We start from the raw sequence: 19,433 nt of genomic DNA on the forward strand, positions 1-19,433 counted from the left end.
GGAATTTCTGGCCCGTCTCCGGCGTTCAGGAATTACTGCGGGTCGCTTATGTGGATCCGGAATAGACCAGATGCGTATGGGAGAGGATGGGACCAGCCCCCGGAACGGGCGACCAGTGCTGGGGACACTGCTCGACCCAACCGGGGACACACAGGCACGCGAACTCTCGTTCGCGCTTGCGAGGGAGGCCGACCGGCCGGTGCGCCTCCTCTCGCCCGGGCGGGTGCCCGACGCACAAGGGTCGTCAACGGCGGCCCGAGCCGACGGGCCGCCGGTCCAGTTCGCGTGTACCGAGAGCGCCGTCGGTACGGGGCGCTCGCCCGCCGATATCGTCGCACAGGAGGCCGTCGACGCCGGCGCCGACGTCGTGACCGTGGAGCGACCGTCGTCCGAGACGCCCGGCACGGGGCTTCGCCGGGAGACGACCGACCGCATCGTCGACAACAGCCCCATCGACACCGTCGTCGCCAACGGCAACGGCGAGTTGGACGATCTGGCGTCGATTCTCGTCCCGGTCGCCGGCGGGCCACACACCGAACTCACGGTTCGGGTGGCGCGGGCGCTGGCCGACCGGGAGAACGCGTGGATCGAACTGTTCACCGTCGTGCCCACCGGGGCCGACGCCGACCGACGCTCGGCGGCGGCGGGCCATCTCGCGGACGCCCGGGGGCATCTCGGCGATTTCGAGGAGTTCGACACCTGGCTGTACGAGGCGGACGACCCGGCGGCGGCTATCGCCGAGCAGTCGGCGTACTACGACGCCATCATCATGGGCGCGCCGACGAAGAGCCACCTCAAGCGCGTGGTGTTCGGCTCGACGACGGACAGCGTCGACGAGAGCGTCGACATCCCCGTCGTCACCGCGGTTTCGAAGTAGCTACCCGAGGAACAGGTCGACCATGTTGCCGGAGCTCGTCCCCTTGTACAGCTCCGAGTAGCCGCAGTTCGTGCAGGTCACTACCTTGAAACTGCGGTTCTGTACGTCGAACATCTTCGAGAGGCCGGTGCCGCTGGTGGCGATCTCGTCGATCTCGGTCTCGGCGTGGCCACACTTCGGGCAGCCGTTCTCACGATCGTGAACTCCCGTATCGTCCGTCGGAGGGCACATGCGACAGCGAGTTTGGCCGAACCGAGCAAAAATCTACCCCCGAAACGGCTTTCCGGCCTGCGGTCCGCCACCCCACTATGCCCGCCGCTGGTGCGCTGTTTGCCCTCCTCGTCGTGCTCTCGATCGCGGGAACGATCGGCCTCTGGTACGCCATCGACAGCGAGACGGCCGCCGGCGAGACGATGAGCCGCGACGAGGCCGAGCGAACGGCGCGGACGGACACGGCCGATGACGAGGCCGAGGAGGCCCCGGAGAGCCATGGGGAGGGGGCAGCGACGCGGCGTGGGGTGTCGACGAGCGTGAGCGGGACGACGAGCGTGACGACGACGCCCGTTAGTCGAGTTCGTCGACGAGTTCGTCGGCGACGCCGGTGTAGCCCGCCGGCGTGAGCGCTCGGAGCTCCGCGCGTACCGCCTCGTCCACGTCGAGGTCGTCGAACAGCTCCCGGAAATCCGCGAGCGTCACGCGCTGGCCCCGGGTCAGCTCCTTCACCCGCTCGTAGGCCTCGGTGTCGCCCTCGCGGCGGAGGATCGTCTGGACCGCCTCGCCGATGATCTCGGGGGTGGTCTCCAACTCCTCGCGCATCACCTGTTCGTTGGGGACGACTTTCCCCAGTCCGGTCGCCGTCTTGCGGTAGCCGATCAGACAGTGGGCGAAGGCGGCGCCGACGTTGCGCTTGACTGTCGAGTCCGAGAGATCACGCTGGAGCCGAGAGGAGGTGACGTAGTCCCGGAGGAACGTCAGATCCGCGTTCGCCTTCGAGAGGTTCCCCTCGCTGTTCTCGAAGTCGATCGGATTGACCTTGTGGGGCATCGTCGACGAGCCGGTCTCGCCGGCCTCGCTCTCCTGGCCGAGGTAGCGATCCGACACGTAGCGCCACACGTCGCGATCGAGGTCGAGCAGCACGTTGTTCACCCCCGAAAGCGCGTCGAACAGCGCCGCGAGATCGTCGCAGGGGTTGATCTGGGTCGCGAGGGGCGTGTGGTCGAGGCCGAGGTCGTCGACGAACGCCGCGGAGAACGCGCGCCAGTCCACGTCGGGGTAGGCGGCGACGTGGGCGGCGTACGTGCCCGAGGCGCCGGCGAGTTTGCCCGAGAGCTCGTCGACGGCCGCACGCAGCCGTGCCTCAGCGCGGCCGAGTCGGGCCGCGAACACGGCCATCTCCTTGCCGAACGTCGTCGGCGTCGCCGGCTGGCCGTGCGTACGGGCGAGCATCGCCACGTCGCGGTGCTCGCGCGCCATCTCGGTCAGTGACGCCCGCAGCGCCTCGATCTCCGGCAACAGCACCTCCTCGACGGCGCCTTTGGCGTTCAGGCGGTGGGCGAGGTTGTTCACGTCCTCGCTGGTGAGGCCGAAGTGGATCCAGGGGTGGAGTCGCTCGGGCGTCTCGGTCCGCAGGAAGTACTCGATCGCCTTCACGTCGTGACGGGTGGCCGCGAACTCCTCGGTGCCCTCGGTTTCGATCTGCTTGACCAGCGCGGCGTCGTCGGCGTCGAACCCGTCGACGACCTCGCGGAGGTGGGCGCGCTCCTCGGCGGTGACCTCGCAGTCGACGCCGTCGGCGTCCGCGAGCGCGAGTAGGTACGTCACTTCGACGCGCAGGCGCGCCTCGATCAGCGCGGCCTCGCTCGCGTACGGCACCAGGTCGGCTGTTTTGGACGCGTACCGGCCGTCGAGCGGTGAGACCGCAGCCAACGGGGATGAACGGGAGAGCTCCGTCATGCCGATGGCTCGCCCGGGCAGTCACAAAACCCTGCCGGAGCCGCGGCGACGACAGCACACACCTGTGCATACGTCCCGGGTTTAAAACCGGATACTGCCGCGAATCTATGCTCGATCATGCGTATCGGTTCGCGTTCGATCGCAACGCTCTTTGGCCGGTCGTACGGCCACTCGAGTATGAAGATCGCCGGTATCGCGGGCAACCGCGGTCGAAACCTTCTGCACATTGCGGACATTTCGCCCGGTGGCGCCGAGCTCTCGGTCGTCGTCGCGAACGGTGAGGACGCGCCGGTGCTCGACGACGCCGCGGCTCGAGGCGTCCCGACCGTCGCAGTCGAGCGCGGCGACGACGAGTCTCGCGAATCCCACGAGGCCCGACTGCTCGACGCGCTGGCTGAGTACGAGTTCGACGTGGTCTGTCTGGACGGGTTCATGCGGGTCCTGAGCCCGGAATTTCTGGACAGTGTCGACACTGTCCTCAACATCCACCCGTCGCTGCTGCCGGCGTTCCCGGGCGCGGACGCCCACGCCCAGGTGCTCGACGCGAACGTCCGCACGACGGGGGCGACGGTCCACGTCGCCACCGAGGCCGTCGACGACGGCCCCATCGTCACCCAGGAGTCCGTGCCGGTGTTCGAGGACGACGACGAGGCGTCGCTGAAAGAGCGCGTGCTCCACGACGCGGAGTTCGAGGCCTACCCGCGGGCGATCCGCTGGTTCGCGGAGGGCGCCGTCGAGGTCGAACGCGACGACCAGGGTCGCCCTGTCGGCGTCGACCTCGCGACCGACGTTCGCGGCGACCTCCCGGCGCGCCGGACCGTCTCGAACCGCCGCGAGGACGACCTCCGCTACGGGGAGAACCCCCACCAGGACGCGGCGGTGTACGCGAGCGACGCGAGCGAGGAGCCGAGCGTCGTCCACGCGCCCCAGCTGAACGAGGGCGCCAAGGCGCTGTCGTACAACAACTACAACGACGCCGACGGCGCGCTGAACCTGATCAAGGAGTTCGAGGAGCCGGCCGCGGCAGTCATCAAGCACACCAACCCCGCCGGCTGTGCGACCGCCGACACGCTAGCCGACGCCTACCGCGACGCACTCGCGACCGACGCCAAGTCCGCCTTCGGCGGCATCGTCGCGCTCAACCGCGAGTGCGACGCCGAGACGGCGACGGAGATCGTCGACTCGTTCAAGGAGGTCGTCGTCGCCCCCGGCTACACCGACGACGCGCTCGACACCCTGACCGAGAAGGACAACCTCCGCGTGCTGGACGTGGGCGACCGAACCGAGGACAACACGCTCGGCCCCGCGGACCGCACCGAGCGCTTCACCGAGAAGGCGCTCGTCGGCGGGCGACTCGTCCAGGAGCGGGACCGCTCGACGATCACCCGCGAGGACCTCGAAGTGGTCACCGAGCGCGAGCCCACGGACGAACAGCTCGAGTCGATGTTGTTCGCCTGGAAGGTGCTCAAACACGTCAAGTCAAACGGCATCCTCATCGCCGACGGCACCGAGACCGTCGGCGTCGGCATGGGGCAGGTGTCCCGCGTCGACGCCGTCGACCTGGCGGCGATGAAAGCCGAGAAGGACGCCGAGGGCAAGTCCGCCGAAGGTGCCGTCGTCGCTTCGGACGCGTTCTTCCCGTTCCCGGACGCCGTCGAGGCGGCCGCCGACGCCGGCGTGGAGGCAGTGATCCAGCCCGGCGGCTCCGTGAACGACGACGACGTGATCGAGGCCGCCGACGAACTCGGCCTGACGATGGTACTGACCGGGCAGCGCGCGTTCCGGCACGACTGAGCGGGCCCCGTCGTTTATTCCACGCATTCCACGTTCGTGGATAGCTATCGGGTAGTGACGGAGGATTTATACCCTTCTGTGCAGGCCATGCATTCGTTCCATGCGAGAACTACTCACGATGTGGCGCGACACGCGGATGGTAATGCTGGTGGCCGTCGTCGCGGCGGTGTACGCGGCACTGTTGATCCCGTTCAAGCTGTTCACGATCCTTCCGGGGCTGACGAGTATTCGCCCCGCGAACGTCCTGCCGGTGTTCTTCGGCATCGCGTTCGGCCCGGCGGCGGCCTGGGGATCGGCGATCGGGAACCTCATCGGCGACGTGTTCGGGGGGACGTTCGGCCCGGGAGCGTCGGCGGGTTCGTCGGGAACTTCTTCTTCGGCCTGGTCGGCTACAAGCTCTGGGGAACCTCGGCCCGCTCTCCAGCGGCGAGGAGCCCGACTTCCGTAGCCAGCGGCTCAGACAGCTGATCGAGTACGTCGCCGTCGCCGTCGCGGCCGCGGCGGCGTGTGCGGCGATCATCGCCTGGGTCGTCGACGCGCTGGAACTCGTCCCGTTCTCGGTGCTGGGGCCGATCATCCTGACGAACAACGCGGTGTCGGCGATCGTGCTCGGCCCGCCGCTGTTCTACCTCGCGTACCCCGCGTCAAGGAGATGGGGCTGCTCTACCCCGACGTGCTCCGGACCGAGGACCTCCCCGGGCGGGCTAACTCGGCCGGCGCGTGGGCGATGCTCGCGGTCCCGCTCGTCTGGATCGGAATCGCGGTGTTCGTTCTCGGCGGTGCGCCCGGATCGACCGCTCAGGTCGGTCTGGGTGCCGCCGGCTTCCTCGTCACCGCCGTCGCGGCGTACGCCGCCGGCGAGAACTTCTCAACCATCGTCAGAGACGCGTGAGAAGGGAAACGGCTTTCGGCGGTCGATACGGGTGTCCACCCAATGAGTGATAGCGAGGAAGCTGCCGTACGTCTGCGGGACGTGGTGTTCTCCTACGTCCGCGACGCGACGCTTCCCGACTCCGAGGCGTTGACCGGGGAGGCCGACCCGGACGAGCGGGCGGGGCCCGTCCTCCGCGGCGTCGACATGTCGGTGCCGGACGGCTCCTTCACTGTCGTGATGGGCGCCTCCGGCGGCGGCAAGTCGACGCTGCTGCGCACGTTCAACGCGATCATCCCGGACTTCATCGACGGCTCGTTCCGGGGCGAGGTTGACGTGCTCGGCGTCGACGCGACCGAGACGCGAGTCAGCGAGATGGCCCGCGACGTGGGGATGGTGCTCCAGGACTACGAGTCACAGCTGTTCGGCACCAGCGTCGAGGCCGAGGTCGCCTTCGGCCCGGAGAACCTCGCGGTGCCGCCCGCGGAGATCGAGCCTCGGATCGAGCAGTCGCTCAGTATCGTCGGGCTCGACGATCTGGAACTCCACCGCGAGCCCTCGGGGCTCTCGGGCGGCCAGAAGCAGCGGTTGGTGTTCGCTGGCGTCGCCGCGACCCACCCGGAACTGCTCGTGCTCGACGAGCCGACGAGCGACCTCGACCCGAAGGGGACCCGTGATATCGTCGACGTGGTGAACACGCTCTCGGCCGGCGACGCCGCCGGCGGCGACTGGTCGGGGCCGGACACCATCGCGATGGTGACCCACAAGATCGAGGAGGCGCTGCTCGCCGACCACGCGGTGTTGCTGAAGGACGGCAAACCCTACCGCTCGGGCACGGTGCGTGAGGTGTTCACCGACACCGACGCGCTCGCGGCGGCCCGCGTTGCCGTCCCCCGCTGGTGGCGGCGTTCGACGAACTCGGCTGGCCCGCGGACGACCTACCGTTGCTGCCCGCGGAAGCCCGGGAACGGGTCGAAGCCGCCGACGTGGCGTACGAGGCGCCAGCCGATCTCGGCGTGGCTCCGGGCGGAACCGGCGCGGACCTTGGCGACCCGCTGTTCGAGCTTTCAGACGTGCGCTTCGCCTACGAGACCGACCGCGGGCCGGTGACGGCCGTCGACGGTGTCGACCTGACGGTCCGGGAGGGCGAGGTGGTGGCGCTGGTCGGTCACAACGGCAGCGGGAAGACCACGCTGGCGAAGCACTTCAACGGGCTCCACGAGGCCGACGAGGGCTCGGTCAGCTACCGCGGCCGGCCCGTCCCCGAGTACGGGATGGGGGAGATCGGCCGCGAGGTCGGCTACGTGTTCCAGAACCCCGACCACCAGATCTTCGCCGAAACGGTGTGGGAGGAGGTCGCCTTCGGGCCGAAGAACTTCGGGCTGGAGGGTCCGGAGCTGGATCGACGGGTGGAACGCGCACTCGAGACCGTCGAACTCGACGGGCTCGACGACGCGGACCCGTTCGCGTTCTCGAAGGGCCAGCGCCAGCGCGTGGCGCTCGCGGGGATCCTCGCGACCGACCCCGAGGTGATCGTCTTCGACGAGCCGACGACGGGGCTCGACGCAACCCAGCAACGACAGTTCATGGATCTCGTCGCGAAGCTCAACCGCGAGGAGGGAGTGACCGTGGTGATGGTGACCCACGACATGGGCACCGTCGCACGGTACGCCCCGCGGACGGTCGTCATGCGGGACGGCGCCGTCGTCGACGACCTCCCGACCCGGGAGCTGTTCGGCGACGGGGCCGCGCTGGCGGAGTACGACCTCGTGCCGCCCCACCCCGCGGCGTGTGCAAACGCCGTCCGCGGTGACGAACCGACCGCGCTGACCGCCGAAGAGCTCGCGACGGCGCTCGGCGGCACCGACGCGCTCGCGGACGCGGAGCCGGTCGGCGACACAGCTTCGGCGACCACGGAGGGGGAGGGCCGATGAGCAGCACCTCGCTCTACGTCGACGCCGACAGCTTCCTCCACCGGCTGGATCCGCGGGCGAAGCTGGCGCTCCTGCTGGCGATGGCGGTGCCGGCGTACACGTTCGGCCGCCCCGAGTTCATCGCGATCCCGTTCGTCGCGGCGCTGGTGGGGCTCTGGATCGGCGGGGGTTGCGCAACCTCCGGCGGGTCTGGTTCATCATCGTCGCGCTGTTCGTCGTCGGCCTCGTCGTCTGGCCGGGGTTCGTCGAGCGGGGCGGCCCGGTGGTCGTCGACGTCGGGCCACTGTTCCTCACCGAGCAGCAGACGCTGTTCGCGCTCGGACGCTCGCTGCGGATCACCTCCTTCATCCTCGGGGGCTGGTGTACGTCTCCACCACCTCGAACGAGGAGATCGTCCGGGGATGCGCGGGCTGGGCCTCCCCTACGCGTTCTGTTTCGCCGTCGGCACGGCACTCAGGCTGTTCCCGACGTTTCTCGACGCGGCGGGGACGGTGCGGCAGGCCCAGGAGGCCCGCGGGCTGGAACTCTCCTCGAAGAACCCGATCGAGCGGGCCCGCAGCTTCATCCCGCTGCTGATCCCGGTGTTCATGACCGCCTTCAGAAACGTCGAAACGCAGTCGATGGCGCTGGAGGCCCGCGGCTTCGACACGCGAAGCGAGCGGACGTTCTACCGGCAGTCCGCCTTCGAGTTCCGTGACTGGCTCGCGGTCGCGTTCACCGTCGCCGTCTCGGTCGCGTCGATCACGCTGTCGACGATGGGTGTCGGGACGTTCTGAGACGGGACTCGCAGCTCTCGCTCAGAACGCGCTGTCCTCGTGGCGCCAGTCGTCGGCGTACTGCTCCTGTGCGTCGGTGACGGCGTCGATGTCGATATCCAGGGTGTCGAGCTTGCGCTCGGCCACGTCGCGGTCGAGTCGGTCCGGGATCGCGTACAGCCCCGGGCCGAGCCCGTGGTCGCGGGTCAGCAGGTCGTAGGCGGTCACGAACATCATCGCGTGAGTGGTGTCGATGATCTCCGCCGGGTGCCCCTCGCTCGCGGGGCCGGTGAGGTTCACCAGCCGCCCGTCGGCGAGCAGGTTGACGTGCCGACCGTCGGGGGTGGTGTAGCGGGTGATCCCCTCCCTGGGTTCGGTGACCGACTCGGCGTACTCCGCCAGCCCGTCGAGGTCGATCTCCACGTCGAAGTGGCCGGCGTTGGCGAGTTGGGCGCCGTCGCCCATCTTCTCGAAGTGCTCGCGGCGGATCACGTCGCGCGTGCCGGTGCTGGTGATGAAGATGTCGCCGATCTCGGCGGCCTCGTCCATCGACATGACGCGGTGGCCGTCCATGTGCGCCTCCAGCGCCTTCCGGGGCTCGACCTCGGTGACGACGGTCTGGGCGCCCATCCCGCGGGCCTTCCGGGCGATGCCGCGGCCGCAGTAGCCGTAGCCGGCCACGACGACCGTCTCGCCCGTGATGACGGTGTTGGTGGTGATGGAGACGTTCACCAGCGCGGACTCCCCGGTGCCGTGGACGTTGTCGAAGTAGTGCTTCATCGGCGTGTCATTGACGCCGTACACCGGGAACTCCAGGACGCCCTCCTCGTCCATCGCTTCGGCGCGGGTGATGCCGGCAGTGGTCTGCTCGCCGCCGCCGAGCACGGTCTCAGCGACCTCGGGATGATCGGCGACACACTTCGAGATCAGCTCGCAGCCGTCGTCCAGCAGGAAGTCCGGCTCCCGTTCGAGCAGTTCGTGTTGGGCGGCGTCGAACTCCTCGTCGGTCATCCCCTCCCAGACGTAGGCGGTGATGCCGGGCTGGTCGTCGAGATACTCCACCACGTCGCCGTGGGTGGACTGGGGTTCGGAGGCGGTGAACAGCACCTCCGCGCCGGCGCGGTTGAGCGCCTCGACCAGACAGCCCGAGACGGCCTCCATGTGGGTGGCGAGACCGATGGTGTAGCCGGCGAGCGGTTCGTCGTCCTCGTGTTCGTCGCCGAGGGACTGGAGCACCGGCGTGTACTCCCGTGCCCACGCGAGCGGATCGTCAGTGGTTGACACGCGTGAGGGGTGCGCGCATGGGGCGATAAAGCGACCGGAGACGGAGAGTGTCGCCGATCGTCCCGGGGCGGCCCGTGGCTCGTTCGGAAGTCGGATCATCAACAGCTTTCACGGTTCCCCGGGTGGATCGGGTCCATGACGGCCTCCATCGACGACGACACGCTCTACACGCTCGGTGAGCGCGCCGTCGAACTCGACGGCGACGACCCCGAGGCCTGGCGACTCGACCCCGTCGCCGACGCGCTCGCGGACGCGACGGTGATCGGGATGGGCGAGGCGACCCACGGCACACACGAGCACTTCCGGCTGAAGGCCGCGCTGTTCCGGCGACTGGTCGCAGACCACGGGGTGCGGCTGTTCGGCCTCGAAGCGAACTACTCGGAGACGCTGGCGATCGACCGCTACGTCCGCGGCACCGACGACGCCCCGGATTCCGCGGCCGACGCGCTCGCGGCGACGTACTTCTGGCCGTGGTACGTGGCCGAACTGGCCGACTTGGTCGAGTGGCTGCGGGAGTTCAATGCCGGTCGACCTCCCGCCGAGCAGGTCCGGTTTTTGGGGTTCGACGCACAGTACGCCGTGGGCGGGGCCGAGGCGCTCCAGCCGTTCCTCGCCGAGGCGGACCCCGAACTGCTCGACAGCCACCGCGGGACGTTGGAGATGCTGGCTGACTGGGGGTTGGATACAGACGAGGAGCGTGAACTCGCCTCCCGGATCGAGGACGCACAGCGGTTCCTCGACGCCTTCCGGGACCGACTCGCCGACCGGCGAGCGGAGTACGTCGCGGCCACCTCGGAGCGGGCGGTACAACGCGCCGAACGCCACCGCTCGACGATGGCCGACGCCGTCGATCTAGAGCTGACGGACTCGGACGCCGAGCTGCTGGAGCGACGGGATCGCGCGATGGCCGACGGTGTCGACCGGCTGCGCGACGCCACCCCCCACGACCGGATCGCGCTCTGGGCGCACAACGCGCACGTCCAGCGCGCACCGTTCGACTTCGAGGGCGAGGGGACCCGGACGATGGGGCAGCATCTCGCGGAGCGCTACAGCGAGGACTACGTGGCGATAGGGTTCTCCTTCACCGAGGGGTCGTATCAGGCGATGGCGGCGGACCACGACGGCGAGTACGGGCTTCGGGACTGCGTGGTCGACGCCGCCGAGGGATCTATCGGCGGGACGCTCGGCCGCGCCGACGGCTCACCGCTGTTCCTCGATCACCGGGCTGTCGACGCCGAGGGACTCGAGACCTTCCTCCGAGAAGAGCGACCGCTCCGTCAGCCTGGCGGGATGTACGATCCGGACGAGTCCTACGAGTCCGATATCGTGCTTGCTGACGCGTTCGACGCGCTGTGCCACGTCGACGAAACGACGCGGGCGGTGCCACTGGGCCACCCGGCCGAGATCGATAGCTGGGGCTAACGGGATCGCGGCAACCCCGCGCTCGTCCGAAACGGCCAAACGCCCACCGGTCGCAACGTCGCCCATGCACTACCACGAGGCCGCGAACTTCCTGTTCGATCTCCGGCGGTTCGGCGTGGACCCCGGGGTCGAGTCGGTACAGGAACTGCTCGCGGCAGTCGACGTATCCCCGAACGAAGGCGATGGCCCCGCCTACGTCCAGGTCGCGGGCACCAACGGCAAGGGCAGTACCGCGCGGATGGTCGAGTCGGCGCTGCGGGAGGCCGGCCTCTCGGTCGGCCTGTACACCTCGCCCCACCTCGAACACCTGACCGAGCGCGTCCACGTCGACGGCCGGGAGATGCCCCGGTCGGCCGTCGCCGAGTTCGTCGAGGCGGCGAAACCGTGGCTGGTCGACCGCGCCGCCGACGGCGCGCCGCTGACGTTCTTCGAGGTCGTCACCGCGCTGGGTATCTGGTGGTTCGAACGCGCGGGCGTCGACGTGGCGGTCCTCGAGGTCGGTCTCGGCGGCGAACTCGACGCCACCTCGGCGGTCGATCCGATCGCGAGCGCGGTTACGAACGTCTCGCTCGAACACACGGGCGTCCTCGGCGACACTGTCGAGGAGATCGCCGAGACGAAAGCCCACGTCGCCCCGGTAGGTCGGCCGCTCGTCACCGGAACCGAGGGCGCCGCGCTCTCGACAGTTCGGGACGTGGCCGACGAGGTCGGGGCTAGCGGCGTGATCACGGTCGGCGAGGACGAGTGGATCGGCGAGGGAGCCACAGGAACCGCCGACTACGCTGGCGGCGACGATGCTGCCAGCGGCGTGCACCCGGACGTGACGGTCGCCTACAACGGCCGCATCACCCACCAGCAGGCCGGGGTCAGCGTCGCCGCCGAGGGCTGGGCTGTCGACGCGCGGATCCCGCTGCTCGGCGAACACCAGGCGATGAACGCCGGGATCGCGTGCGTGCTCAGCCGGCAGATCGGGGACGAACTCGGCGTCGACGTGGGGCGCGGGGCGCTGGAGCGCGGGCTCGCGAAGGCGGACTGGCCCGGCCGCTTCGAGGTGATGAGCCAGTCGCCGCTGACCGTGCTCGACGGCGCGCACAACCCCGAGGCTTGCGAGACGGTCACCGAGACGCTGTCGACGTTCGAGTACGACGACTGCCACCTCGTCGTCGCGGCCATGCACGACAAGGACACGGTGGCGATGGCCGCGGCACTGCCCGACGACGCGAGCGTCACCACCTGCGAGCCCGTGACCGACCGCGCGGAGGACTCGGAGGTGCTCGCCCGAACGTTCGAGGATGCCGGCTACGACGACGTGCGGGCGACCGGCTCGGTCGCGAACGCGCTCTCGATGGCCCGGGAGGACGCCGACGGTGACGACGCGCTGCTCGTGACTGGCTCGCTGTACGCCGTCGCGGAGGCCAGAGCGACGTGGACGCGGCTGCAGGTGCCCAAACGCGTCGACTCCATCGACGAGGCCGAGACCGTCCTGCGGGACGCGCAGGTCTCCGAACCCGGCATCTGGCGGATGCGCGGGAAGGCCGACCACCGCGTGCTCCACACCCGCGTCCAGCAACGCCAGGCCGAGTACCTCAAACAGGAGATGCTCTCGCTGGACGGGGAGTGTTCGGCCTCCGCGCTGCGTTCGGGCGGCGAACTCCACGACGTGGTGCTCTCGGGGACGATGGCGCAGTTCAAGCGGCTGGCGGAGAAGCTGCAGGGCCAGCCGTGGGGGCTCTCCGGACTGGGAGAGAGATCCGTGAGCAGTTGGGGATCCAGCACAGCCCGCCAGAGCGCGACCTGCCGTGGCCACAGGATCGGACGGCGGTCATGGGCGTGCTGAACGTCACGCCGGACTCGTTCCACGACGGCGGCGAGTACGAGCGCATCGAGGACGCCGTCGAACAGGCCAAGGCGATGGTCGCCGCCGGCGCCGACCTCATCGACGTGGGCGGCGAGAGCACCCGCCCCGGCGCCACCCCCGTTGAGATCGAGGAGGAACTGGACCGCGTGGTTCCCGTCGTGGAACGGCTCGACGACCTCGACGTGCCGATCTCGGTCGACACGCGCCGCCCCGAGGTGGCCCGCGCGGTCGTCGACGCCGGCGCCGACGTGCTCAACGACGTGGAGGGGCTACAGGACCCGGAGATGCGCCGTGTCGCGGCCGAAACCGGCGTCCCGGTCGTGCTGATGCACTCGATCGAGGCACCGGTCGACCCGAGCACCGAGGTCCACTACGACGACGTGGTCGAGGAGACGATCCGCGAACTCCACGAGCGCCTGCTGGCCGCCGAGAAGGCCGGCGTCGACCGCGAGCAGGTCGTGATCGACCCCGGGATCGGCTTCGGGAAGACGGCGCGGGAGTCGTTCGCACTGCTCGACCGGCTGGGGGAGTTCGAGGCGCTGGGCTGCCCGCTGCTGTTCGGCCACTCCCACAAGTCGATGTTCGAACTGACGGGGAGGAGGCCGGGGACGCGCCCCACTCCACGGTCGCGGCGTCGGCGCTCGCGGCGAGAAACGGCGCCGACATCGTCCGCGTCCACGACGTGGCCGAGAACGTCGCCGCGGTGAACGTCGCCGACGCCGCCGCGGATCCGGAGGGGTTCGAACCGTGAGCGACGACGCGGGCGACGCGGCTGGCAGCGATCCGGAGACCGCTGCGACCGATGACCCGGGTGATGATGGGAGCGACGAGGAGGCGACGGCTAGCGGCCGAGCCGGCGAGGTCGGCCCGTACGAGGCCGTCTATGCCCACCCCGAGGGCGACGCCACCGTCGCCCGGCAGGTGAAAACCGCCGCGGAGTACGGCTTCGAGGGCGTGGTCGTTCGCACGCGTGAGGCCGCGTACGACCCGGGAACGCTGGCGGGTCGCCACGGCGTCGACGTGGTCCGCGGGGTGGAGATCGACGCCGAGGACCCCCAGGCGGCGAGCGGCGCCGTCGGGAATCACCGGCGCGACTGTACGCTGTTGCTGGTCCGGGGCGGGACGGATGCACTCAACCGCTTCGCGGTCGAGCAGGACCGCGTCGACGTGCTCACACAGCCCTTCGACGGCACGGGCGACGTGAACCACGTGCTCGTCAAGGAAGCCGTCGCCCACGGCGTGCGCATCGAGTTCGACCTCGGCGCCGTGCTTCGGGACGACGGCGGCACGCGGGTCCGCCGACTCCGGAAGCTCCGAAAGCTCCGGGAACTGGTGGCGTACTTCGACGCCCCGTACGTCGTGAGCGCGACGGCGACCTCTCACCTCCGCCTGCGTGCGCCCCGCGACCTCGTGGCGGTGGGCGAACAGATCGGCTTCGGCGCCGACGCGGTGCGTGCGGGGCTGGCCGAGTGGGGCCGGCTGGCCGCGCGCAACCGGGCGCGCCTGGCCGAGTCGTTCATCTCCCCGGGGTCCAACGTGGGAGAGACGACGAATGAAGCGCTCCATCGACGATCACGCCGAACGGTTCTCCGCGGTCGCCGAAGAGTACGACGAACAGCAGGACAGCGACGAGTACGCCGCCTGCGCGTCGATGGTGATCGACGCCGCCGACCCCGGGCCAGAGGAGACGGTGCTCGATCTGGGCACGGGCACGGGCGCCATCGCCCTCGCGCTCGCGGGCGACGCGGGAACGGTGATCGGCCGAGACATCAGCGAGGGGATGCTCGCGGAGGCGCGCCGGAAGGCCGAGGCCGCGGGCCACGAGAACGTCAGCTTCGGCGAGGGGCGGTTCCGCGAGCCGAACGTCGACACCGAGGTCGACGTGGTCGTCTCGAACTTCGCGATGCATCACCTCGCGGACGACGAGAAGCGGGCGGCGATCGAGGCCATCGCGGCCCTCGCGCCGCGGCGGTTCGTCCTCGGCGACGTGATGCTCTCGGCGCCGATCCCCGAGGGCGAGGAGCAGTACGCTCCCGAGGTCGACGATCCGGCGGCCGTCGGCGTGTTGGTCGAGGCACTGACCGACGCCGGCTTCACCGTCTCGGACGTGACACTCGTGAGCGATCAGTACGGGGTACTCGTGGCTGACCGATGAAACACCTCCCCAAACACCTCCAGCCGCGATGGCGGTACCTCGCGGTCGCGATCGAGACGTGGCCCGATGCCGGCGTCGGCCGGCGCGCGTTCCAGCGGGAGCTGTGGTACGCCGGCCAGAACCTCCTGGGCGACCCGGGCAGCGCCGACGCCGACCTGCGCGTGATGCGGTTCGAACTCGAGGACGGTAGCGGCGGGGCGATCGTCCGGGTGCGCCGAGGCGAGGTCGACACCGCGCGCGCCGCGATCGCCTGTGTCGACGAGGTGGACGACCACCCGGTCGGCCTGCGGATCTCGGGCGTCTCCGGCAGCGTCGCCGCCTGTTCGGAAAGCTATTTAGGCGATCCAGCCCCCAGTTCGACACAGAGAGAGGTCGCGTTCGACGGTGCCGAACTGTCGGCCCGACGCCGGAACGGCGCCGTCGACGTCGACACCCCGACGGGGTGGGTCGGCGCGACCGTCCACGACACGGAGTAACCATGCAAGGACAACAACAGCAGGCCTACGACCGCGGTATCACTATCTTCTCACCCGACGGGCGGCTCTACCAGGTCGAGTACGCTCGCGAGGCGGTCAAACGCGGGACGCCGAGCGTCGGCGTCCGAACGCCGGAGGGCGTCGTGCTCGCGGCGGACAAGCGCCGCCGCTCGAAGATGATCGAACCGGACTCGGTCGAGAAACTCCACAAGGCCGACGACCACATCGGCATCGCGAGCGCCGGACACGTCGCCGACGCGCGCAAGCTGATCGACGTGGCGCGACGGGAGGCCCAGACCAACCGCCTGCGCTACGGCGAGCCGATCACCGTCGAGACGCTCGCGAAGACGGTGACCGACTTCATCCAGCAGTACACGCAGTACGGCGGCGCTCGCCCGTTCGGCGTCTCGCTGATCATCGGCGGCGTCATCAACGGGCGCCCGCGCCTGTTCGAGTGCGACCCCAGCGGCACCCCCTACGAGTGGCAGGCGCTCTCCGTCGGCGCGAACCGCGCCGACATCCGCGACCACCTCGAAGCCGAGTACGAGGACGACATGACCCTCGAGGACGGCGTCGACCTCGCGCTCTCGGCGCTCACGGTCCACGACGACGAGGAGATGGACCCCCACGGCGTCGATCTCGCGACTATCGACGTGGAGAGCGAGGAGTACGTCCACCTGCCCCCGAGGAGATCGAGACCCACCTGGCGCGACAGGATCTCCTCGCGACGGACGAGGACGAGGAAGACACCGAGGAGTAGTCGGGCGGACTTTTCGATGCCGTACGAACTCCGCGAGTCGCCGCCGACGGTCGAGCGATTCCTCGAACTCCGGGACGCGGCGGGGATGGCCGAACGGTCCCGCGAGGCAGTCGAGCGCGGGCTCCCGAACAGTAGCTACGCCGTGACCGTCGTCGACGGGGCGGGCGAGACTGTCGGGATGGCCCGCGTCGTCGGCGACGAGGGGTCGGTGTTCCACATCTGCGACATGGTCGTCCACCCGGATCACCAGCACCAGGGGCTCGGAAGCCGGATGATGGACGCGCTGATGGCGTGGATCAACGAGACCGCGCCGCCGATGGCGTACGTGAACCTGATGGCCGACGTGGACGGCTTCTACGAGCAGTGGGGGTTCGAACGGACCGCGCCGGCCTCGACGGGGATGTACTACCGCGTCGAGAGCTGAGTCGGGTGGTTCGCCGTCGGCGGTGTCGGCTCACGATCACGACAGGCGGTTCAGTGGCCACGACACGGCGGTCGCGGCTGGTTACGAGCCGTGATTGGCTTAGAACACGATCACGGCATCCGCTTCGTCACGGCGGCACGGAGGCCGCCGTGGGTCGGTCGCCGTAATTGGCTAGAACACGATCACGGCATCCGCTTCGTCACGGCGGCACGGAGGCCGCCGTGGGTCGGTCGCCGTAATTGGCTAGAACACGATCACGGCATCCGCTTCGTCACGGCGGCACGGAGGCCGCCGTGAGTCGCTCGCCGTGATCGGTTAGTACTCCTCGTAGGCGAGGTTCATCAACCACTGCGAGAAAGCGTCGGACTGTGGGTCGACCTCCTCCTCGCCGATGAAGGGAGTGAGCATGTCCCCGGCCATCAGCAGCGAGAAGTCGAGGTCGCGCGTTCGGGGCTTCAGCAGGTAGGTGTTGTGCCCGCTGTAGACGGCTTCCTCCCGTTGGATCAGCTCCTGTTCGGCGAGTGACTCCGCGATCCGACTGCCCTTTCGCGAGGAGATGTCCAGCTCCTTCCAGAAGTCGCTCTGGTAGATCCCGCCGCTCTCGCGGATCAGCTCGAGGGCCTTCCGCTCGTCGTCGCTGAGGTCGTAGTCGGCCGCGCTCATGTGCTCATGGGTTTTGCGGCCGGAGGTTAAAGGCTACCGTCCCCGCGGCGCAACCGTTATCCGCGCAAGCCACCTACCTCGTACCGAAATGAACTCCCAGAGCGAACTCACTACGGAGGAAGTCCGCGAGCGGGTCGAGGATGTTCTCGAGGAGAACGAAGTCGTCCTGTTCATGAAGGGCAACCGGCTGATGCCCCAGTGTGGCTACTCCCAGCGCGCGGTCCAGCTGATCTCCCAGCACCGCGCGGAGTTCGAGACCGTCGACGTGCTGCCCGCGCTCCCGCAGTACCGGTCCGTGCTCGAGGAGAAGTCCGACTGGGAGACGATCCCGCAGACGTACGTCGACGGCGAGTTCGTCGGCGGCAGCGACATCCTGGCCGAGCTCGACGAGCGCGGCGAGCTCGCGGAGACCGTTCACGCCAGCGCGTGAACGCAGGCAAGAACAGCTAAAAGGCTAGACGGCCTAGAACCGGCATACTCGTACGGTTATCGCCACGGGCCGCCCACCGAACCCCCACACCAATCCCATCCCACACCAACAAATGACAGGTCGCGTATTCCGACTTCACTCGACCCTCGAACTGCCACTCGAAGACCTCGAAGAGTTTCTGGAGAACCCGGATCTCCCGCCCGAACTCGACGACGTCGAACTCACCCGCCGGAACAACACCCTGATCCTGAAAGCCGTCGCGGAGGACGCCGACATCGGGAAGTACACCCCGACAGCACAGCTCAAAGCCAGCGTCTCCGAAACGCGGGTGTACGAGGAAGAACCGCCGAAAACCGCTCCCACCTGGGGCCAGGAGGAGGAAGAGGAGGAGATCCCCTCCGAACTCGTCGAGTTCGCCTGCTTCAAGGGCGACCGCGAGACGGTGCTCCAGAACAGCGCGCTGCGGTTCCCGATGTTCCTCGTGCTCCGTGAACTGGCACTGATCTCCGAGAAAGGTACGCTGACTGCGGTGCTCGAGAAAGACGACGATCTGCAGGCGGTCCGCATCGTCGAAGGCGAAGAACGCCCCGCGAGCGTCGAAGTCGTCGAGAACCCCGACAGGGCAACGGCGAGGACGGCGGCGTCAACTGGCGGGACAACGAGTTCATCTCGGACTAACGGTCCATCGTCGTTCTCAGCGAGTTCGCGTCGGTCTTTTCTGCGAGCCGGCCAGGCCGGTCACCGAAACGAGAGCCCACAGCCACACTGCTGGCCGGCGTTGGGGTTCTCGATACGGAACCCCGTGCCGTGAGCCGACCGCGTGTGGTCGATCGCGGCGCCGTCGACGTACTCCACGGCCGCCGGATCGACGAACACGTTCACGCCGTCGCGGTCGTCGACAACATCGTCCGATTCGGGCGAGGCCACGAGATCGAACCGGTAGGAGAGGCCCGCACAGCCGCCGCGCTCGACGGCAATCCGGAGTCCGGCGGAGGCGGGGTCCAGGTCCTGAGCGTCGAGCAGCGACGCCAGCCGACCGTCTGCGTCGGCCGTGAGCGAGAGCAGTCCGGGCTCGGAGGGGCGACTCATCGTCCCTCGTCTACCGAGGTGGCCCGCATAAACCTCGCGACTCCACACGGGGGCGGGGCCCGACCCCCGTGTCGCCGCCGCCGGGAACCGAACCTTTCTCGTGGCGACGGGGCGGAGCCTGTCCCCATGTGTATCGCTCGCGGCCCGACCGGGGCCGGCCACGCCGCCGACCGCACTCGCCTCGGAGGGCGCCGATGACCGACGAGGACGGGGCCGACGACCCCGAGCACGGGCTGCCGGCAGCCGACCTCCAGTACCCAACCCTCGAGTTCGACGAGGGGCGTATCGACGACGACGGCTCGTTCGACCTCGCCACGGAAGCCGATCGGGAGACGATGAGCGAGGTGGCCGAGGGCGTTGCCGGCGCGCTGGCGAGCCACGATCTCGCGGTCGAGACCGAGGCGGGGTACGTGGCGTTCGGGGTGGGCCCGAAATCGGCCGCCGCGTCGTTCGACGCCGAGGAGGGCGAACTGACGGTGACGCTGCAGCTCTCGGCGAAGGCGATGGCCGTCGACGACGGAACCGGCGAGGCGGCCGGCGCCCGGGGTGATGCCGGGTTCGTTCCGGAGTCGATGCTGACCGACGACGGCGACAACCGGTGCTACGGCTGGATCGACGACCCCGAGTCCCCGGAGTGATCGGCGGCCGATCGCCAGCGGGAGGCGACCCACCGGCGTCACGGGTCGAG

At 69.2% G+C, this 19,433-nt stretch carries 18 protein-coding genes and 5 pseudogenes; 18 read left to right on the plus strand and 5 right to left on the minus strand.

Annotated features, from left to right (window positions below; genetic code table 11):
• Window positions 1–76 precede the first annotated feature (76 nt).
• Window positions 77–877, plus strand: a complete 801-nt coding sequence (locus tag SY89_RS07385; RefSeq protein WP_054583722.1) for a universal stress protein — start codon at window positions 77–79, stop codon at window positions 875–877.
• Here SY89_RS07385 and SY89_RS07390 read toward each other — a convergent pair whose 3' ends face one another.
• The gene (locus SY89_RS07390) at window positions 878–1,108 is read right to left on the minus strand and encodes a zinc ribbon domain-containing protein (RefSeq protein ID WP_054583723.1); all 231 of its coding nucleotides are present in this window, start codon (window positions 1,106–1,108) and stop codon (window positions 878–880) included.
• A gap of 77 nt (window positions 1,109–1,185) precedes the next feature.
• On the opposite strand from SY89_RS07390, the gene SY89_RS07395 reads away from it, so the two are divergent.
• Complete coding sequence (locus tag SY89_RS07395; RefSeq protein WP_054583724.1) at window positions 1,186–1,497, plus strand: hypothetical protein; 312 nt, start codon at window positions 1,186–1,188, stop codon at window positions 1,495–1,497.
• On the opposite strand, the gene purB is transcribed toward SY89_RS07395, so the two are convergent.
• Entirely contained in the window at window positions 1,442–2,830 is a 1,389-nt protein-coding gene (gene purB, locus SY89_RS07400; protein ID WP_054583725.1) for an adenylosuccinate lyase, read from the minus strand. The two genes, SY89_RS07395 and purB, sit on opposite strands and share 56 nt — an antisense overlap.
• Window positions 2,831–3,007: 177 nt before the next feature.
• Here purB and purH point away from each other — a divergent pair, with 177 nt between their 5' ends.
• The 6 genes from purH (at window position 3,008) to SY89_RS07425 (ending at window position 8,205) form a co-directional block, all read left to right on the plus strand.
• Entirely contained in the window at window positions 3,008–4,624 is a 1,617-nt protein-coding gene (purH, locus tag SY89_RS07405; protein WP_054583726.1) for a bifunctional phosphoribosylaminoimidazolecarboxamide formyltransferase/IMP cyclohydrolase, read from the plus strand.
• 100 nt (window positions 4,625–4,724) lie between these two features.
• Entirely contained in the window at window positions 4,725–5,072 is a 348-nt protein-coding gene (locus SY89_RS17640) for a QueT transporter family protein (RefSeq protein WP_054583727.1), read from the plus strand.
• 204 nt (window positions 5,073–5,276) lie between these two features.
• Window positions 5,277–5,516 carry a hypothetical protein gene (locus SY89_RS17645; protein ID WP_054583728.1) on the plus strand — a complete coding sequence of 80 codons (240 nt, stop codon included), beginning with the start codon at window positions 5,277–5,279 and terminating at the stop codon, window positions 5,514–5,516.
• A gap of 42 nt (window positions 5,517–5,558) precedes the next feature.
• Complete coding sequence (locus SY89_RS17650) at window positions 5,559–6,605, plus strand: energy-coupling factor ABC transporter ATP-binding protein (protein ID WP_204374431.1); 1,047 nt, start codon at window positions 5,559–5,561, stop codon at window positions 6,603–6,605.
• Entirely contained in the window at window positions 6,569–7,429 is an 861-nt protein-coding gene (locus SY89_RS17655) for an energy-coupling factor ABC transporter ATP-binding protein (RefSeq protein WP_204374432.1), read from the plus strand. Before SY89_RS17650 ends, SY89_RS17655 begins: the two co-directional genes overlap by 37 nt.
• A complete protein-coding gene (locus SY89_RS07425; protein ID WP_204374433.1) occupies window positions 7,426–8,205 on the plus strand; it encodes an energy-coupling factor transporter transmembrane component T family protein in 780 nt (259 codons plus the stop codon). Before SY89_RS17655 ends, SY89_RS07425 begins: the two co-directional genes overlap by 4 nt.
• 21 nt (window positions 8,206–8,226) lie before the next feature.
• On the opposite strand, the gene SY89_RS07430 is transcribed toward SY89_RS07425, so the two are convergent.
• Window positions 8,227–9,468: an adenosylhomocysteinase gene (locus tag SY89_RS07430; RefSeq protein ID WP_054583729.1), complete on the minus strand. Its 1,242-nt coding sequence runs from the start codon at window positions 9,466–9,468 to the stop codon at window positions 8,227–8,229.
• Between the two features lie 135 nt (window positions 9,469–9,603).
• Between SY89_RS07430 and SY89_RS07435 the strand changes: the two genes are divergently transcribed.
• The 7 genes and pseudogenes from SY89_RS07435 to SY89_RS07460 form a co-directional block, all read left to right on the plus strand.
• Window positions 9,604–10,890: an erythromycin esterase family protein gene (locus tag SY89_RS07435; RefSeq protein WP_054583730.1), complete on the plus strand. Its 1,287-nt coding sequence runs from the start codon at window positions 9,604–9,606 to the stop codon at window positions 10,888–10,890.
• A gap of 64 nt (window positions 10,891–10,954) precedes the next feature.
• A pseudogene (folP, locus tag SY89_RS07440) lies at window positions 10,955–13,499 on the plus strand (dihydropteroate synthase).
• Window positions 13,500–13,669: 170 nt separating this feature from the next.
• Window positions 13,670–14,158: pseudogene (locus tag SY89_RS15865) on the plus strand (RNase P subunit p30 family protein); the annotation flags it as partial.
• A 142-nt stretch (window positions 14,159–14,300) separates the two neighbouring features.
• Window positions 14,301–14,903, plus strand: coding sequence for a class I SAM-dependent methyltransferase (locus SY89_RS07445; protein WP_054583731.1), 603 nt, complete (start codon window positions 14,301–14,303; stop codon window positions 14,901–14,903).
• Window positions 14,900–15,379 carry an Rpp14/Pop5 family protein gene (locus SY89_RS07450; RefSeq protein ID WP_054583732.1) on the plus strand — a complete coding sequence of 160 codons (480 nt, stop codon included), beginning with the start codon at window positions 14,900–14,902 and terminating at the stop codon, window positions 15,377–15,379. The genes SY89_RS07445 and SY89_RS07450 overlap by 4 nt, the downstream gene beginning before the upstream one ends.
• Window positions 15,380–15,381: 2 nt before the next feature.
• Window positions 15,382–16,139: pseudogene (gene psmA / locus SY89_RS07455) on the plus strand (archaeal proteasome endopeptidase complex subunit alpha).
• Window positions 16,140–16,251: 112 nt separating this feature from the next.
• Window positions 16,252–16,563 (plus strand): annotated as a pseudogene (locus tag SY89_RS07460) (GNAT family N-acetyltransferase); the annotation flags it as partial.
• Between the two features lie 315 nt (window positions 16,564–16,878).
• Here the strand turns inward: SY89_RS07460 and SY89_RS07465 are convergent.
• Window positions 16,879–17,226 (minus strand): helix-turn-helix transcriptional regulator, encoded by a 348-nt coding sequence (locus SY89_RS07465; RefSeq protein WP_054583734.1) that lies wholly within the window; start codon window positions 17,224–17,226, stop codon window positions 16,879–16,881.
• An 88-nt stretch (window positions 17,227–17,314) separates the two neighbouring features.
• Between SY89_RS07465 and SY89_RS07470 the strand changes: the two genes are divergently transcribed.
• Window positions 17,315–17,656 carry a glutaredoxin family protein gene (locus SY89_RS07470; RefSeq protein ID WP_054583735.1) on the plus strand — a complete coding sequence of 114 codons (342 nt, stop codon included), beginning with the start codon at window positions 17,315–17,317 and terminating at the stop codon, window positions 17,654–17,656.
• 112 nt (window positions 17,657–17,768) lie between these two features.
• Window positions 17,769–18,334 (plus strand): annotated as a pseudogene (locus SY89_RS07475) (DUF7110 family protein).
• 60 nt (window positions 18,335–18,394) lie between these two features.
• Here the strand turns inward: SY89_RS07475 and SY89_RS07480 are convergent.
• Window positions 18,395–18,745: a HesB/IscA family protein gene (locus SY89_RS07480; protein ID WP_054583736.1), complete on the minus strand. Its 351-nt coding sequence runs from the start codon at window positions 18,743–18,745 to the stop codon at window positions 18,395–18,397.
• A 194-nt stretch (window positions 18,746–18,939) separates the two neighbouring features.
• Between SY89_RS07480 and SY89_RS07485 the strand changes: the two genes are divergently transcribed.
• On the plus strand, window positions 18,940–19,383 hold the full coding sequence (locus tag SY89_RS07485; protein WP_054583737.1) for a hypothetical protein: 444 nt from the start codon (window positions 18,940–18,942) through the stop codon (window positions 19,381–19,383).
• Window positions 19,384–19,433: the final 50 nt, after the last annotated feature.

This window comes from Halolamina pelagica (genome assembly GCF_001307315.1).
GTDB classification, from domain to species: Archaea; Halobacteriota; Halobacteria; order Halobacteriales; family Haloferacaceae; genus Halolamina; species Halolamina pelagica_B.